This is a genomic window from Streptomyces sp. NPDC056948 (assembly GCF_042674225.1).
GTDB lineage: Bacteria > Actinomycetota > Actinomycetes > Streptomycetales > Streptomycetaceae > Streptomyces > Streptomyces purpurascens.
In genome coordinates this window covers 1-15,442 of record NZ_JBHUQX010000220.1, presented here as the reverse complement: position 1 = coordinate 15,442, position 15,442 = coordinate 1, and the positions used below count along the sequence as shown (strand labels likewise).

The following is a 15,442-nucleotide window of genomic DNA, read 5'->3' as shown; positions in this document are numbered from 1 at the left end:
CCGGCAGGTGCCCACCCTTCCTCGTACCTGTGCAGACCGTGAGCCCCGAGGACCCGACCGGACCTACCGGTAGTTCACGAACTGCAGGGCGAAGTCGTAGTCCTTGCCCTTGAGCAGGGCGATGACGGCCTGCAGATCGTCACGGTTCTTGGAGCTGACCCGCAGCTCCTCGCCCTGCACCTGCGCCTTCACGCCCTTCGGGCCCTCGTCGCGGATGGTCTTCGCCACCTTCTTCGCGTTGTCCTGGGAGATGCCCTCCTTGATCGAAGCGAAGATCTTGTACTCCTTGCCGGAGAGCTGGGGCTCGCCCGCGTCCAGAGCCTTCAGCGAGATGCCGCGCTTGATCAGCTTGGACTGGAAGACGTCGAGGATCGCCTTCACCCGGTCCTCGGAGTTCGCCTCCATGAGGATCTGCTCACCGGACCACGAGATCGAGGCGCCCACGCCCTTGAAGTCGTAGCGCTGCGAGATCTCCTTGGCGGCCTGGTTGAGTGCGTTGTCGACCTCCTGCCGCTCGACCTTCGAGACGATGTCGAAACTGGAGTCGGCCATGTCCTGTGGCTCCTTGTATCGGGGTGCGTATCGTGCGTACCGGCGTACGTGGGCGGCCGCCGGTCCCGTTCAGGTCCCGGGCCGCATCCGGACAAGCCTAGCCACCCCCCGCCCCTCGGGCGCCGATCAATCGGGTGGCGAAGCACCCCTCCACATCAGGTATCGTTTACGTCGTTGCCACGGAGCGCCGCCGAAAAGCGGTTCGAAGGGCAGCTAACCCCGGCGGTGTGCCCGAGCGGCCAAAGGGAGCAGACTGTAAATCTGCCGGCTCAGCCTTCCCAGGTTCGAATCCTGGCGCCGCCACACGGGAACGAAGGGCCCGTGACCTGCGAATACAGCAGGTCACGGGCCCTTCGTCATGTGGTCGTGCGATCAGCTTGTCTCGTCTCACAGGAGCTGGGCGTACACGCGGAACTGCACGGCCGTACCGTGGCCAGCCCGCTCGGCGGCAAGGTCAGGCCCGACACGAAGCCAGCCATATGCGGGCACCGCAGAGCGACGAAGAACACATGAAGTCGTGACGATGGCTGCGGAGGGCCTGTGTTGCCCATGGGCCGTCAGCCGGCGGCGGCCTTCCGGAAGCCGAGCCCCAAGAAGACGGGAATGGTGCTCCACCACTTCTCGAAGTCGGTCCACTCGTCCCGCTTCCTGTTCCCCGCAGTGTCCGGGTGCTGAGGCGGCTCTCGCATGTCGTCCAGATGCATCCCGTGCCGGGCAAAGGACTTGATGTACCAGCTGACGGGTCGGTGGAAGTACCGGTGTCCACCGAAGTCCGGAAGGATGCGGATCTCGTGCTCCAGGTAGCCAGTGACTTTTCGGTAGCGCTCCTTGGTGACCGGATCCTCCACGCGCTCCCGCATGTAGAACGCCGGATGAGGCATGGAGGCGAGGAAGAGTCCTCCGGGGCGCAGGGCGACGATCACGTCCCGCAGCAGCCCGTCGAGATCCGCGATGCATTGCAGGGAGAACCTGGCGACCATGGCGTCGTATCCGGCGACCGCTCGGGCCGGCCCGAGGCCGCCCACCAGATCCGCGGTGTGGAAGGTGAGATTCGGATAGCGTGATCGGGCCTGGGTGATCATCGACTCGCTCCCGTCGACTCCGGTGACCTCTGCGCCCTGGTCCGCCAGGGAGTGGGCGAGCCAGCCGTGACCGCAGCCGACGTCCAGCACGGACTTGCCGGACAACGGCCGTAGTCGTTCGTGGAAAAAGTCCGTCAGGTGATGGAAGCTGGACGTGGCGCGATGATCCGCGAGTTCGATGTAGCGGTCGGCGATCCGATCCCAGGTCGTGAGGTCCTGAGAGCCTGGGCCGTCGTACGTGGCGTCTTTCATGGATCCCCCCCTTCACCGTGCCCATCCTCATCCACATTGCTCATCTGGCGGTGCCGACATCGATCTGCCTCAGGGCGCGGTACTGAGCCCGCAGGTCGTGGTGGGTGAGCCAGCTCCTGGTGCTCTCGCGATAGCTGTAGCTGTGGTCGGTGACCGGGGCGCCCTGGACCAACAGGGTGAGGGTTTCGCTCTGGATCTCGGCTAGCCGGTGCACCTCCGAGGGGTGCATTGCGAGGACATCGCCAGGCCGCAGTGCCCGGGAGTCCAGCGGTTCCGGTGGGCACGCTGGCAGTTCTAGTCCGCGCAGGGAACGGTAACTGTCGTTGCGGTAACCGCCGTTCAGCACGACCGACACGAAGGGATAGCGGTGGTTGTGCGGCACCTGGGCGTAGCGCACACGCAGTTCCCCCGGCGGGCGGTACTGGTGCAGCCATACCCGTACGCGATGTTCCTCGTCGACAGTCAGGTCGGCGAGGTTCCACTTGAAGTGCGTGGGGGTCTCGTGCGATCGACGCTCCACCTCACCGTAACGGTCGGCTCCCCAGTCGAAGATATGCCGCAGGAGTGTGCCGCGGCGGCTGAACGTCGCGTGGAGCAGCTCCTCGAGCGTGGGTGAGGGGAACTCGCCGCCAGGCGAACCGGCGACGATGTCCCTGATCGAATCGTAGAGATTGTTCTCATCCATGACCGCCTGCCGTTCCCAGAGTTTTCAGGTGGGGCAGGCCCTGCTCGATCGTGTCGATCATGAAGGGTTCCAGTCCGAACGCGCGGAGTTCGGAGAACTCCAGCCAACGGTGGTCCTGGCTGGACTCGTCCAACTGCACCGAGCCTTCCAGATCGGTGACAACGTAGTTGAGCTGGATGTTGTGCAGGCTGAAGCCGTCCTTCTTGCTCATGAAGCGTGAGGAGCCCACGAGGGCCCGAACTGTGCCGCTGAGCCCGGACTCCTCCTTCAGCTCGCGCAGCACCGCGTCCTCCAGTTCCTCTCCGAAATCGATCTTTCCGCATGGCACGCCCCATGCGCCCGGCAGGAACTTTTCCCGCTCACTGCGTTGCAGGAGCAGAACACGGCCGTCGCGCACCGCGATCGCCGCCACGAGCACACTGAATCGCTGATCTGACACTTGTTAGCACCTTTCGATTGAGTGGCTGCTCGCCAATTCAGCTCAACGCGTCCCTGATGAATGCTTCTTCGAACTGATCGTTCCGTTGCCGCATGGCCGCGAGACCCGCCTCGTCCGCCTGCGTCATACCGCAGTGCCGGAGTGACCGCAGGAGCTGATCATCCGTCGTCTGGCGGTCGAACACGAGCTTCTTTCCGCACAGGTCGTAGACACGCTCGCCCTCCAGACGCTGAAGCATGTAGACGAGGGATTCGTTCGAGTAGCGCTGGGTTCCGGGAAAATGGGAACGGAGGCTGGTCTCCATGTTGTAGACCGAGACGTACACATCGCTGTCGAACATCTCCACGCGCATGACGGAGGAGGCGGCGGCGCTCAGCCCGATCTCCACCCGGACGCGGCTGCAGATTCCGTGGAGCGAGACAATGGACCGGAAAGTCTCCTCCCGTAGTCCGTCCTTGATCTGCTGAAGTGTTCTGCCCGCATACTTGGGGTTGCTCAAGCGGTCGGCTGCCCGGGCGGACAGGGCATCCTCGGACTGAGGGTCGATCATCACGACTTGAACCCTGGTGATGCGGTCTCCATTGCGTCTGATCCGAGGGGCAACATATTTCGCACTCGCTCCACGGAATGTGTAACTCCCGGACGCTTCCAGGGAGGCGGTCAGATCGGCGTTGAAACGGTTGCCTCGATATTCCTGGGTGGGTGCGTAGTCCTGCAGAGGGAGATAGCGAGTGTTGAGCTTCCTGAATTCAGCCAAAATGGCGTTCTGCTGAGCCTCCAGTTGGCCGGAGAGCTGAGTCTGCAGGAAGCGGTCGTGCTCCGCGTCGAGCAGCCAGCTGATGATGAGCGCGAAGACGGCGGAGCCGGCGATACCCGTGCCCAGCGCGCCGAGCTGCTGGGCCTTGGACGTCTCGTGGTCGAAGCTGACCAGTCCGACGGAGAGCAGCAGGCTCAACAGGATGACGACCAAGAAGGCGTATCGCCGCAGTCTGAGCCGGTCGGTGAACCGATCGCCGCCATTTCCCCCCGATGCAGCAGTCACCGATCCTCCAAGGCCTCGGTCGAATACAGGAGCCCGCTGGTCACTCCCGGTGCCGATAGGTCGAGCCCGGTCCGCGTCGGCGACCCCCCCCATGCTGCTGCGGACGTTTCACGGAGGGGAGAGGTTGGTCAGGCTTTTACCGGGAACGGCCGAAAACCGACTCCGTGCGCACCGCGAATGATCCGGGGACCGATGCCCACGCCAGATCTTGATCATTCGGGATTGCTCTGCCTTGGGCGCTCTCCTGCCAGCTCCCAGTGCTGCTGCGACCCGGGCTTCCCTTCAGGGGACGCGAGTTACGGTGCTGCAGTCTGCCGACGGCCGGGATGCGCAGGGCCAGCACCGGCGCAGCGGGTGCCGAGCGTCGTCAAGGGTGAGGCATCAGAGACCCGAAGAAAACAAGAAAGGCAAGGAATCTCTCCTTGCCACTCTCAATTTATAGCAGCAGGGGGGCCTTGCGGCAAGGCCCCCCTAGTCCCGCAGAATCACCGGCCGAAGTCGAAATCGCGGAGAATTGGGGGATGAAATGTTCGACGTGATTCTGGTCGGCGGTGGACCGACCGGCATGATGCTGGCCGCCGAGCTGCGCCTGCACGGCGTGCACGTGGTCGTGCTGGAGAGGCTGGCGGAGCCGACCGGGCAGTCCCGCGCGCTCGGTCTCCATGTGCGCAGCATCGAGCTGATGGACCAGCGCGGTCTGCTGGAGCGCTTCCTCCCGCTCGGCCGGAAGCACGTGACCGGCGGGTTCTTCGCCGGCATCGGCACGTCGTGGCCCGACCGGCTGGACACCGCGCATTCGTACGTGCTCGGCATCCCGCAGAGCGTCACCGAGCGCCTGCTGACCGAGCGCGCCATCGAGATCGGCGCCGATATCCGGCGCGGCCGCGAGCTGGTCGGGCTGAGTCAGGACGACGCCAGTGTGACCGCCGAACTGGCCGACGGCACCCTGCTGCGCTCGCGCTACCTCGTCGGCTGCGACGGCGGCCGCAGCACCGTGCGCAGGCTGCTCGGCGTGGACTTCCCCGGAGAGCCCGCCCGGCGCGAGACGCTGCTGGGCGAGATGGAGCTGGCCATGCCGCCGGAGGAGCTGGCGGCCGCGGTGGCCGAAGTCCGCAGGACCCAGTGGCGGTTCGGCGCCATGCCCCTCGAAGGCGGGGCGTACCGCGTCATCGTGCCGGCCGAGGGGGTGGCCGAGGACCGCACGGTTCCGCCGACCCTGGAAGAGTTCAAAGAGCGGCTGCGGCACTTCGCCGGCACCGACTTCGGCGTGCACTCGCCGCGTTGGCTGTCCCGGTTCGGCGACGCCACGCGGCTGGCCGAGCGCTACCGCGTCGGCCGGGTGCTGCTGGCCGGCGACGCCGCGCACATCCACCCGCCGACCGGCGGGCAGGGGCTCAACCTCGGGATCCAGGACGCGTTCAACCTCGGTTGGAAACTGGCCGCCGAGGTGCGCGGCTGGGCACCGGAGGGGCTGCTGGACAGCTACCAGACCGAACGGCACCCGGTGGCCGCGAACGTGCTGGACAACACCCGTGCGCAGATGGAGCTGTTGCTCTCCGAGCCGGGGCCCCGGGCCGTGCGCCGGCTGGTCGAGGAACTGATGGACTTCGAGGAGGTGAACCGGTACCTGATCGAGAAGATCACCGCCATCGCGGTCCGCTACGACTTCGGCGAGGGCCATGAACTCCTCGGCCGGCGGCTGCGGGACGTGACGCTGAAGCGGGGTCGCCTCTACGAGCTCCTGCGCGGCGGCCGCGGCCTGCTGCTCGACCAGACCGGCCGGCTGTCGGTGGCGGGCTGGGCGGATCGGGTCGACCACGTCGTCGACGTCAGTGAGGAACTGGACGCGCCCGCGGTACTGCTGCGACCGGACGGCCACGTGGCCTGGGTCGGCGCGGACCAGCAGGAGCTGCTCGCCCGACTGCCGAGGTGGTTCGGCGCGGCAGCCAGCCAGCCGGCTGAGGCGGGGGCGTCCTGAGCGACCTGACACCGGCGGCGGCCCACCCGGTCGTACGGCAACCCGCCGAGCGCGCCCCGCGTGCCCCCACCACGCCGCCGCCTACTCGCTCCCGTGGGCCAGCTCGATGTCATGGTCGTCCACGCCGGTGCCCGAGACCGACACCGACGCCGCCCGCGGCGGATGCCCGGTCGCGATGACCGTGTACGCGCCGGTGTCCAGGTCGGGGAAGGCGTACGCCCCGTCGAGGCCGGTCCGGGTCGTGGCGACGACGTTGCCCGCCGCGTCCACCAGCGTCACCCGCGCGTCGCTCAACGGCGCGCCCCCTCCGCGCACCGTGCCCCGCACCTGCGCGCCGGGCCGCAGCTCGAGCTCGACCCGCGTGGTCCCGGCCCCGCCGATCTCGACGATCTGGGCCAGCGGCCGGTGCTTGGGGGAGTTGACCGCGAGGGTCACCGGGCCCGGCACCAGGTCGGTGACGGTGAACTCGCCCAGTACATCCGTCCGTCCGGTGGCCAGTACGTCCCCGCGCACGTCCGTCACGATGACCACGGCCTCGGCGACCGGCGTCCCGCTGTCCGCCGACCGCACCACACCGGCGAGCCCGCTGGTGCCGCTCAGCAGCACGTCGTACGCCACCGGCTCACCGGCCACGACGATCGTGGAGGCTTGCGGCTGGTAGCCCTCCGACGAGGCGATCAGGACGTAGGAACCGGCGTCGGGAACGTCCACGCCGTACGACCCGTCGCCCCGCGAGACCGACCGCCCGAGCTGCTTGCCGCCGAGCGAGATCAACGTCACCGCGGCCCCGCCCACCGGCACCCGCTCCGCACCCAGGACACGCCCCTGCACGGGAATCCCGGCGGCCCTGCCACCGGCGGACCCGACCGCCTCGACCGCCTCGACCTCCGCGACAACCGCCTCGACCTCCGCGACAACCGCCTCGACCTCCGCGACAACCGGCTCACCCGACTCGACGGCCGGTTCACCCGAAGCCACCCCCTCGAGCCCCACCCCCTCGACCCCCGACTCCTCGCCGCCCGACTCCTCGCCACCCGGCGCCCCCACCCGCTGCCGCGGAATGAACGACGCGACCACGAAGGCGAGCAGCGCGGCCCCGGCCCCGATGGCCAGGACGACCTTGAACCCGTTCTGGGACGGCAGGGCGGTCTGCCCGAAGGGCGTCGTCATCTGGGCCAGGATCACCCCGGCCACCGCGCTGGCCGTCGACGTACCGATGGACCGCATCAGCGTGTTGAGGCTGTTCGCCGCACCCGTCTCGGAGGCCGGTACGGCGCTCATGATGAGCGCGGGCATCGAACCGTAGGTGAAGCCGATACCGGCACCGATGACGCAGGTGACGAGCACGAAGTGCCAGAGCTCGGACATCAGCGCGATGTTCAGCCCGTACCCGGCGGCCACGATGAGGGCGCCGACCATCAGGGTGATCTTCGGGCCCTTGGCCTTGGACAGGGCGGCGGATACCGGGGCCGTGGCCATCATGACCAGGCCGGACGGGGCCATCGTGAGGCCGGCGACGAGCAGTGACTCGCCCAGGCCGTAGCCGGTCGCCTCAGGCAACTGCAGGAGCTGCGGAATGACGAGGGACATCGCGAACATCGCGAACCCGACGGCGATCGAGGCGAGGTTGGTGACCAGCACCTGACGGCGTGCGGTGGTGCGCAGGTCGACCAGCGGCTCCTTGACGCGCAGCTCCCACCAGCCCCACACCAGCAGCACGACGACGGCAGCCGCGAACAGGCCGAGGGTGGTGCCGCTGCTCCAGCCCCAGTCGGCGCCCTTGGAGATCGCCAGCAGCAGGGACACCAGCCCCGCCGCCATGCCGATGCCGCCGACCAGGTCGAAGCGCCCGCCGGTGCGCACCTGCGACTCCGGGACGATGGCCGGCACCAGCACGAGGGCGACGGCGCCCAGTCCGGCCGAGGCCCAGAACAGGGCGTGCCAGTCGAAGTTGTCCGCGATCAGCGCGGCGGCAGGCAGCCCGAGGGCACCGCCGACGCCGAGGGAGGCGCTCATCAACGCCGTGGCGGAACCGAGCCGTTCGGCGGGCAGCTCGTCCCGCATGATGCTGATGCCGAGCGGGATCACGCCGGACGCGAGGCCCTGCAGTGCCCGTCCGACGATCATCGGGGCGAGCGCGTCGCTGAGCGCGGCGGTCACCGAGCCGGCCACCAGCATGACGAGGCTGATCAGGAGCATCCGGCGCTTGCCGTACATGTCGCCGAGCCGGCCCGTCATCGGGGTGGCGACGGCCGCGGCGAGCAGCGTGGCGGTGACAGCCCAGGCGGCGTCCGACGCCGAGGCGTTCAGCAGTCGGGGGAGCTCCGGGACGATCGGGATGACCAGGGTCTGCATCAGCGAGACCACGATCCCGCCGAAGGCCAGGACCGCGACGACGGCGTTGGCCCGTGGCGCTACGGGCTTCCCGTCGTCGGCGGGTCGGGGAAGGGCAGGGGACATGGCCGGGCCTCCGTAGGGGGCGTCAGGGACAGCGCGACCCGCCCAAGCTAAGTCAATTGATTGACTTAAGCAACCGGAATCCGGTGAGGGTGCGGTGAGTGAAGGGAGAAGAGGCGGAAGCAGGGGACAGGCATACTCGCCCCGCACACGCGGCACACTGGCCCCATGTCCTCCCGCCGCAGAACCTGCCCCGAGTGCCGCCGCGAGATCGCCGTCGTCGCCGGGCGGTTCGCGCGCCACGACCCGCCCGGCGCCCGGGAACACGGCGAACTCACCTCGTGCCCGGGCTCCCGCCGGCAGGCCCGCCCCGGCGCGGAGCAGCCGGCCCTGGACGGCTACGCGGTGCCGGACTTCCCCGGCCAACTGCCCCTGTTCTAGGCCGTATCCACAGAGTCCCGCCTGCGCCGCGACGCCTGGCACGCTCACCGGGCGGACGAGGGGACTTTGCGGACACGGCCCAGGCGCTCTCCAGAAGTTCCCCGCCGACCGGCGGAGGAGGCCCGGCCGTGAACCGCCGGGCCCGGCCCCTCAGTTCCCCGCCACCGACTTCACCGCCACGGACACCGGCGCCGGTCCGCTGATCAGCTCCAGGGTGAGTCCGGCCGTCGCGGCGGTGTCCACCAACTCCGCCAGTACGGCGGCCACGTCGTCACGCGGAATCGGCCCGCGGCCCGTGCGCGCCTCCAGGCGGACGAGACCGGTGCCGGCGTCGTCGGTGAGCTGACCGGGCCGCAGGATCGTCCAGTCCAGGGCCTTGAGGCCGCGCACGTACGCGTCCGCCTCGCCCTTGGCGCGCTGGTACACGTCGAAGATCTCGTCGCCCTCGTGCTGCGGGTCGGCGCCCATGGACGACACGACCACGAGGCGCCGTACGCCCGCCTTCACCGCCGCGTCCGCGAAGAGGACCGCCGCGGCCTTGTCCACCGTGTCCTTGCGGGCCGCCCCGCTGCCCGGGCCCGCGCCCGCCGCGAAGACCGCCGCGTCGGCACCCCGCAGCCGGTCCGCGACCTCGTCCACGGACGCCGACTCCAGGTCGAGCACGACCGGTTCGGCACCGGCCTCCCGCAGATCGTCGGCCTGTTCGGCCTTACGGATGATCCCCGCTACCTCGTCCCCGCGCGCGGCGAGCAACCGCTCCAGCCGCAACGCGATCTGACCATGACCACCAGCGATGACAATGCGCATGCCTTCGACCGTACGCCCGGACGCCCCCGTCCGCCGCACGACTTCGGCCACGCCCCTACCGCCTCAGGCTCTACGGCCGGGCCCCGGCCGTACGACACCTCGCCCCGCCCCCACCGCCCCACGCCCCGCGACAGGGCCCGGCTCCACGACAGGGCCCCGCCCCTACGACACCTCGCCCCGCCCCTGCCGCGGCAGCCCCAGTTCCGCCGAAGCCGCCGAATCGCAGTACTCCCGGACCGCGCTGGTCCGCGCCACCACGCGCCCCCGGTGCACCACCACCCGGCTGTACGCCAGCGAGAGCGCCCCCGCCAGCCGGTCCCCGCGCACCGCGAGCAGTTCGGCCGGGAAGCCCGCCTCCACGCGCACCTCGGGCAGCCCCAGCACCGCCCGCGCCGACCCGCTCACCGAGTCGTACGCCTCCTCGGGCGCCAGCCCGTAGCGCGAGGCCAGCAGGAACGCCGCCTCCAAGGGGTCGCCGCGCCCCACGGGGTTCGACATGTCCCGCAGGGCCCCGCTCCCGGCGGCCACCCGCACCCCGGCCGCGCGCAGCAGCCGTACCGGAGCCGATCCCCGCCGGTCCACGCCACCGCAGCCGCCCTGCGGCAGGCACACCACCGCCACCCCGGCCGCCGCGAGCTGGTCGGCGGTCCGCGAGGCCACCTCGGTGGGCAGCCGTCCGAGGTCGCCGCACGGGCTCAGGGTCACGCCGGGACGCAGCCCGCCCGCCATCGCCGCGAGCCGGGCCAGCCGCGCCGGATCCCCGGCGTCCGTGTGCAGGTCGACGGGACAGCCGTGCTCGGAGGCCACCTCCAGGACCGCCTCCACGTACCCCGTCGGATCCGGGTCGAGGTCGGGCCGGCCGCCCACCACCGAGGCGCCCATCTTCACCGCGTCCCGCAGGACCGCCAGCCCGTCAGCCCCGGCCACTCCGGTCAGCACCCGCGGCATCGCCACCGTCGTCAGCTCGGCCAGCCCCCGCAGGGCACGCCGCGCCTGCAACACCGCCTCCAGCGCGCCCAGTCCCTGGACGTCCCCCACGCGCACGTGGGCCCGCAGCGCCGTCGCCCCGTGCCCGAGCTGGAGCAGCGCGGCCTCGGTCGCCCGGCGCTGCACGTCCTGCGGCTCGTACGGGACCGGCCCCTCGGCGTCGGCCGACAGGGCCGTGTCGGCGTGGGCGTGCGGTTCGGCCGGGGCCGGCAGGAGCAGATAGCCGCCGAGGTCCACTCGCGCCCCGCACGCGCGCGTGCCGCCCGCCGCCAGGCTGCCGGCCGTGCCGACCGCCTCGATGTGCCCGCCGCCCAGCCGTACGTCCACGGTCCGGCCGTCGGTGAGCCGCGCCCCGCACAGCAGCAGCGACGACAAGTCGGCCGGACCCGGCGAGGACGACGGGGGCGGTGGCGGCTGCGGCTGGCTGTCGGGCATCGCGCTCCAGGGGCTCGGGCTTGCGCACGGGAGGACGCATGATCACGCAGAGTGAGTCGAGCCTAGGACGGCCTCCCGCCCATGGCGGGGAGGAGCGCAATAGTCGTACTGGTGTGGCCCGCTGTGCGGAAGGGAAGGCGCTTGCGAGGCTGCCGACAGGACGGTCGGAGAGCCCGTGGCGGGTACCCCGAAACGGATTTGGGTGAACGGCTGCCGACCGTGTAATGTCTTCATCGCTCGCCCCAATAGCTCAGTCGGCAGAGCGTCTCCATGGTAAGGAGAAGGTCAACGGTTCGATTCCGTTTTGGGGCTCTGGTGTGTGAGGTTCCCGCCGTGAGGCGGGGTCCGATCGCATCACAGCGGTGTAGCTCAGTCGGTAGAGCAAGCGGCTCATAATCGCTGTGTCACCGGTTCAAGTCCGGTCACCGCTACTGACAGTAGCCGATTGCGGGGTCGGTCCTTCGATCGGCTACTCTTTTATGCGTTGAACCGTCCCATCCGTTCGTCAAGGAGCACTCACGTGGCTGCCACCGACGTCCGCCCGAAGATCACGCTGGCCTGCGTGGAGTGCAAGGAGCGGAACTACATCACCAAGAAGAACCGGCGTAACAACCCGGACCGTCTTGAGATGAAGAAGCACTGCCCGCGTTGCAATGCGCACACCGCGCACCGCGAAACGCGATAAAACAGGCTCGTACACGAGGCCGCTCCCGAGTGATCGGGGGCGGCCTCGCGTCGTTGAATGACCCCGTACCGGTCAGTAGAGCAACCAGGAGGTGCCGAGCCATGGCGCTCGACCAGTCCTTCGTGGGGCGGACGTACCCGCCCACCGCGCCCTACGAGGTGGGCCGGGAGAAGATCCGTGAGTTCGCCGAGGCGGTCGGGGACGCCAACCCGGCGTACACGGACGCGGAGGCGGCCAAGGAACTCGGCCACCCCGACGTGATCGCGCCGCCGACCTTCGTCTTCTCGATCACCTTCAAGGCCGCCGGCCAGGTCGTCCAGGACCCCCAGCTCGGCCTGGACTACAGCCGGGTGGTGCACGGCGACCAGAAGTTCGCCTACCGCCGCCCGGTCCGCGCCGGCGACCGGCTCACGGTCACCTCGACCATCGAGGCCGTCAAGTCCCTCGCGGGCAACGACATCCTGGACATCCGCGGCGAGGTCCACGACGAGGCCGGCGAGCACGTCGTGACCGCCTGGACCAAGCTCGTGGCCCGCGCGGCCGAGGAGGCGTGAGCGATCCCATGACGGCGAAGATCTCCTACTCAGACGTCGAGGTCGGCACCGAACTGCCCGCGCGGACCTTCCCCGTGACCCGCGCGAACCTCGTCCAGTACGCGGGCGCCTCCGGCGACTTCAACCCGATCCACTGGAACGAGAAGTTCGCCAAGGAGGTCGGCCTGCCGGACGTCATCGCGCACGGCATGTTCACCATGGCCGAGGCGATCCGTGTGGTCACCGACTGGGCCGGCGACCCGGGCGCGGTCGTCGAGTACGGCGTCCGCTTCACCAAGCCGGTCGTCGTCCCGAACGACGACGAGGGCGCCGTGATCGAGGTCGCCGGCAAGATCGCGGCCAAGCTCGACGACAACACCGTCCGCGTGGACCTGACGGCGACCAGCGCGGGACAGAAGGTGCTGGGCATGTCGCGGGCGGTCGTGCGGCTGGCCTGAGCCGACGAAGACGAGTGACGGGTAAGGGGCGCTCTCCATTGCGGGGCGCCCCTTACGTGCATGGGACGTCGGCGCCGCCCCCTTGACGTAGTTAGTGATTGAGTACTAACTTATGTCCATGGCCAGGATGAGTGCGGAGGAGAGGCGCGAGAGCGTCATCCGCGCGGCGACGATCGAGTTCGCCCGCGGCGGCTACCACGGCACGTCGACCGAGGCGATCGCCCGGCGGGTCGGCGTCTCGCAGCCGTATCTCTTCCGGCTCTTCCCCGGCAAGAAAGCGATCTTCCTGGCGGCGGCGCGGCGGTGCGTGGAGGACACGATCCGCACCTTCGCGGAGGCCTCCGAAGGGCTCGAGGGCGAAGAGGCCCTGCACGCCATGGGCAACGCGTACACCAAGGTCATCGCTGAGCGGCCCGAGCGGCTCATGATGCAGCTGCAGATGTACGTCGCCGTGAAGGCCGCCGAGGAAGAGGGCGACCACGAATTCGGCGAGTCGGTGCGCGACGGCTGGATGCGGCTGTGGGACACCGTCCACGTGCCGCTGGGCGCCGACGTCAACGAGACGACGACCTTCATGGCCTACGGGATGCTCGTCAACTGCCTGGCGGCCATGGGCTTTCCTCCCGAGCATCGCGTCTGGGAGGGGCTGTACCCGTCGGCGCGGCTCAAGGGCCGACTGGAGATCTGACAAGGGAAGGCGAGAGTGCTGCGCTTTTTCATGACCTCGAAAGTTAGTAATCAATAACTAATCGATCAAGTGAATCACCCTTGGGGGAGCGATGTCACAGCAGACCGCACGCCGCGGGGGAGCCGCCTGGGCCCTCGTCATCACCAGCGTCGCCGGATTCATGGCGGCTCTCGACAACCTCGTCGTCACCACCGCCCTGCCCTCCATCCGCGAGGACCTCGGCGGAGGCCTGCACGACCTGGAATGGACCGTGAGCGCCTACACGCTCACCTTCGCCGTCCTGCTGATGTTCGGCGCGGCCCTCGGCGACCGCTTCGGCCGCCGCCGGCTCTTCATAGCGGGACTCGCCGTCTTCACCGGAGCCTCCGCCGCGGCGGCCATGGCACCCGGCATCGACTCCCTCATCGCCGCCCGCGCGGTCCAGGGCGCCGGCGCGGCCGTCATGATGCCGCTGACGCTCACCCTGCTGACCGCAGCCGTACCCGCGGCGAAGCGGGGCATGGCGTACGGCATCTGGGGGGCCGTCAACGGACTGGCCGTCGCCTCCGGGCCGCTGGTCGGCGGCACCCTCACCGAACACATCTCCTGGCAGTGGATCTTCTGGCTGAACGTCCCGCTGGGCCTGGCCCTGCTGCCGCTCGCCCGCCTCCGCCTCGCCGAGTCGCACGGCACCGGCTCCCCGCTCGACGTCCCCGGCACCCTGCTCGCCAGCGGCGGCCTCTTCGGCATCGTCTACGGCCTGGTCCGCGGCCCCGTCGACGGCTGGACCGGCTCGCTGGTCCTGACGGGCCTGTTCGCGGGCACCGCACTGCTCGTGGGCTTCGTCCTCTACAGCATGCGCGCCAAGAACCCCATGCTCCCGATGCGGCTCTTCCGCTCCCGGGCCTTCTCCGGCATCAACGCGGCAAGCCTGCTGATGTTCCTCGGCATGTTCGGCTCGATCTTCCTGCTCAGCCAGTACATGCAGGGCGTCCTCGGCTACTCGCCCACCGAGGCGGGCCTCAGGATGCTGCCCTGGACCGGTATGCCGATGCTGATCGCCCCGATCGCCGGCATCCTCGCCGACCGCATCGGCGGCCGCCCGGTCGTCGCCGCCGGCCTGTTCCTGCAGGCCCTGGGCCTCGGCTACATGTCGGTCGTGGCCACGGCGGACGCCTCCTACACCGCGCAGCTGCCCGCCCTGATCGTCAGCGGCATCGGCATGGCCCTGTACTTCGCCCCCGCCGCGCACCTGGTGATGTCCAGCGTCCGGCCCGAGGAACAGGGCGTCGCCTCCGGCGCGAACAACGCCCTGCGCGAGGTGGGCGGAGCGCTCGGCATCGCGGTCATGGCGTCGATCTTCGCGGCCCAGGGCGGCTACGAATCCGGCCAGACCTTCGTCGACGGCATGCGGCCGGCGCTGGTGACGGGCTCGGCGGTGGTCGGCCTCGCGGGCATCGCGGCCCTGCTGATCCCGACCCGGCGGCGCACCGAGCGACAGGCGGACCCGGCCGAACCGGCGCGCGTCCTGGAAACCGCTTCCCACTGACACCCAGAGATCCGACGACCCGAAGGAGGAACGGCCATGCCCACCCTTCCCTGGACCGTCCCGAACACCCCGCCCCACGACACCGAGGTGCACGTCTTCGCCTCCCGGTTCGAGACCCGCACCCTGTGGGGAGCGCTCAAGTTCCTCGCCGGGACCCCCGCCGTCTGGCGGCAGGTGCGCAGCAGCCCAGGCGCCTACGGGGCCACCCTGAAGGCGAAGCCCCTCAGGCGGACCTTCTGGACGCTCTCCGCCTGGGAGTCGAAGGCCGCGCTCGACGACTTCGTCCGCGCGGGCGCCCATGGGCCGGCAGCCCGGGGACTCGCCCCGCAGATGAGGGACGCGGCGTTCACCACATGGCAGGCGAAGAGCGACGAGCTCCCGCTCTCCTGGTCCGAGGCGTTGCGACGACTGAAATTAAAGCCACGCGCGCGTGCGGCCGAGTTTGTTAGTAAT

16 protein-coding genes and 3 tRNA genes are annotated in these 15,442 nt (G+C 69.6%); 11 read left to right on the top strand and 8 right to left on the bottom strand.

Features of this window, described 5'->3' with window-relative positions; translation table 11 throughout:
* Positions 1-63: 63 nt before the first annotated feature.
* The gene (locus ACFTZL_RS26285) at positions 64-552 is read right to left on the bottom strand and encodes a YajQ family cyclic di-GMP-binding protein (protein ID WP_184591494.1); all 489 of its coding nucleotides are present in this window, start codon (positions 550-552) and stop codon (positions 64-66) included.
* A 221-nt stretch (positions 553-773) separates the two neighbouring features.
* Here ACFTZL_RS26285 and ACFTZL_RS26280 point away from each other — a divergent pair.
* A tRNA-Tyr gene (locus ACFTZL_RS26280) sits at positions 774-855 on the top strand.
* 254 nt (positions 856-1,109) lie between these two features.
* Here the strand turns inward: ACFTZL_RS26280 and ACFTZL_RS26275 are convergent.
* The 4 genes from ACFTZL_RS26275 to ACFTZL_RS26260 form a co-directional block, all read right to left on the bottom strand.
* Positions 1,110-1,886 carry a class I SAM-dependent methyltransferase gene (locus ACFTZL_RS26275; RefSeq protein WP_382587485.1) on the bottom strand — a complete coding sequence of 259 codons (777 nt, stop codon included), beginning with the start codon at positions 1,884-1,886 and terminating at the stop codon, positions 1,110-1,112.
* 40 nt (positions 1,887-1,926) lie between these two features.
* Positions 1,927-2,571: a hypothetical protein gene (locus tag ACFTZL_RS26270; RefSeq protein WP_382587483.1), complete on the bottom strand. Its 645-nt coding sequence runs from the start codon at positions 2,569-2,571 to the stop codon at positions 1,927-1,929.
* A complete protein-coding gene (locus tag ACFTZL_RS26265; RefSeq protein WP_382587481.1) occupies positions 2,564-2,983 on the bottom strand; it encodes an NUDIX hydrolase in 420 nt (139 codons plus the stop codon). The genes ACFTZL_RS26270 and ACFTZL_RS26265 overlap by 8 nt, the downstream gene beginning before the upstream one ends.
* Before the next feature lie 64 nt (positions 2,984-3,047).
* Positions 3,048-4,052: a hypothetical protein gene (locus ACFTZL_RS26260; RefSeq protein ID WP_382587478.1), complete on the bottom strand. Its 1,005-nt coding sequence runs from the start codon at positions 4,050-4,052 to the stop codon at positions 3,048-3,050.
* 526 nt (positions 4,053-4,578) lie between these two features.
* Here ACFTZL_RS26260 and rox point away from each other — a divergent pair.
* The gene (gene rox, locus ACFTZL_RS26255) at positions 4,579-6,030 is read left to right on the top strand and encodes a rifampin monooxygenase (RefSeq protein ID WP_382587476.1); all 1,452 of its coding nucleotides are present in this window, start codon (positions 4,579-4,581) and stop codon (positions 6,028-6,030) included.
* Between the two features lie 81 nt (positions 6,031-6,111).
* On the opposite strand, the gene ACFTZL_RS26250 is transcribed toward rox, so the two are convergent.
* A complete protein-coding gene (locus ACFTZL_RS26250; protein WP_382587473.1) occupies positions 6,112-8,490 on the bottom strand; it encodes an MFS transporter in 2,379 nt (792 codons plus the stop codon).
* A gap of 165 nt (positions 8,491-8,655) precedes the next feature.
* On the opposite strand from ACFTZL_RS26250, the gene ACFTZL_RS26245 reads away from it, so the two are divergent.
* Positions 8,656-8,868, top strand: a complete 213-nt coding sequence (locus tag ACFTZL_RS26245) for a hypothetical protein (protein WP_382587470.1) — start codon at positions 8,656-8,658, stop codon at positions 8,866-8,868.
* 150 nt (positions 8,869-9,018) lie between these two features.
* Here ACFTZL_RS26245 and ACFTZL_RS26240 read toward each other — a convergent pair whose 3' ends face one another.
* Complete coding sequence (locus tag ACFTZL_RS26240) at positions 9,019-9,675, bottom strand: NAD(P)H-binding protein (RefSeq protein ID WP_382587468.1); 657 nt, start codon at positions 9,673-9,675, stop codon at positions 9,019-9,021.
* A gap of 162 nt (positions 9,676-9,837) precedes the next feature.
* Positions 9,838-11,097 carry an amidohydrolase family protein gene (locus ACFTZL_RS26235; RefSeq protein WP_382587465.1) on the bottom strand — a complete coding sequence of 420 codons (1,260 nt, stop codon included), beginning with the start codon at positions 11,095-11,097 and terminating at the stop codon, positions 9,838-9,840.
* Positions 11,098-11,336: 239 nt separating this feature from the next.
* On the opposite strand from ACFTZL_RS26235, the gene ACFTZL_RS26230 reads away from it, so the two are divergent.
* The 8 genes from ACFTZL_RS26230 to ACFTZL_RS26195 all read left to right on the top strand — a co-directional run.
* A tRNA-Thr gene (locus ACFTZL_RS26230) sits at positions 11,337-11,409 on the top strand.
* 46 nt (positions 11,410-11,455) lie between these two features.
* Positions 11,456-11,528 (top strand) — tRNA-Met (locus ACFTZL_RS26225).
* A gap of 89 nt (positions 11,529-11,617) precedes the next feature.
* Positions 11,618-11,782, top strand: a complete 165-nt coding sequence (gene rpmG, locus ACFTZL_RS26220; RefSeq protein ID WP_003948671.1) for a 50S ribosomal protein L33 — start codon at positions 11,618-11,620, stop codon at positions 11,780-11,782.
* A gap of 101 nt (positions 11,783-11,883) precedes the next feature.
* Complete coding sequence (locus ACFTZL_RS26215; RefSeq protein ID WP_215119497.1) at positions 11,884-12,336, top strand: MaoC family dehydratase N-terminal domain-containing protein; 453 nt, start codon at positions 11,884-11,886, stop codon at positions 12,334-12,336.
* Between the two features lie 8 nt (positions 12,337-12,344).
* On the top strand, positions 12,345-12,773 hold the full coding sequence (locus ACFTZL_RS26210; protein ID WP_382587487.1) for a MaoC family dehydratase: 429 nt from the start codon (positions 12,345-12,347) through the stop codon (positions 12,771-12,773).
* 118 nt (positions 12,774-12,891) lie between these two features.
* The gene (locus tag ACFTZL_RS26205; protein WP_382587462.1) at positions 12,892-13,461 is read left to right on the top strand and encodes a TetR/AcrR family transcriptional regulator; all 570 of its coding nucleotides are present in this window, start codon (positions 12,892-12,894) and stop codon (positions 13,459-13,461) included.
* A 91-nt stretch (positions 13,462-13,552) separates the two neighbouring features.
* Positions 13,553-14,989, top strand: coding sequence for an MFS transporter (locus ACFTZL_RS26200; RefSeq protein WP_382587459.1), 1,437 nt, complete (start codon positions 13,553-13,555; stop codon positions 14,987-14,989).
* Positions 14,990-15,025: 36 nt separating this feature from the next.
* The coding region (locus ACFTZL_RS26195; RefSeq protein ID WP_382587456.1) for a hypothetical protein at positions 15,026-15,442 on the top strand (417 nt) is incomplete at its 3' end.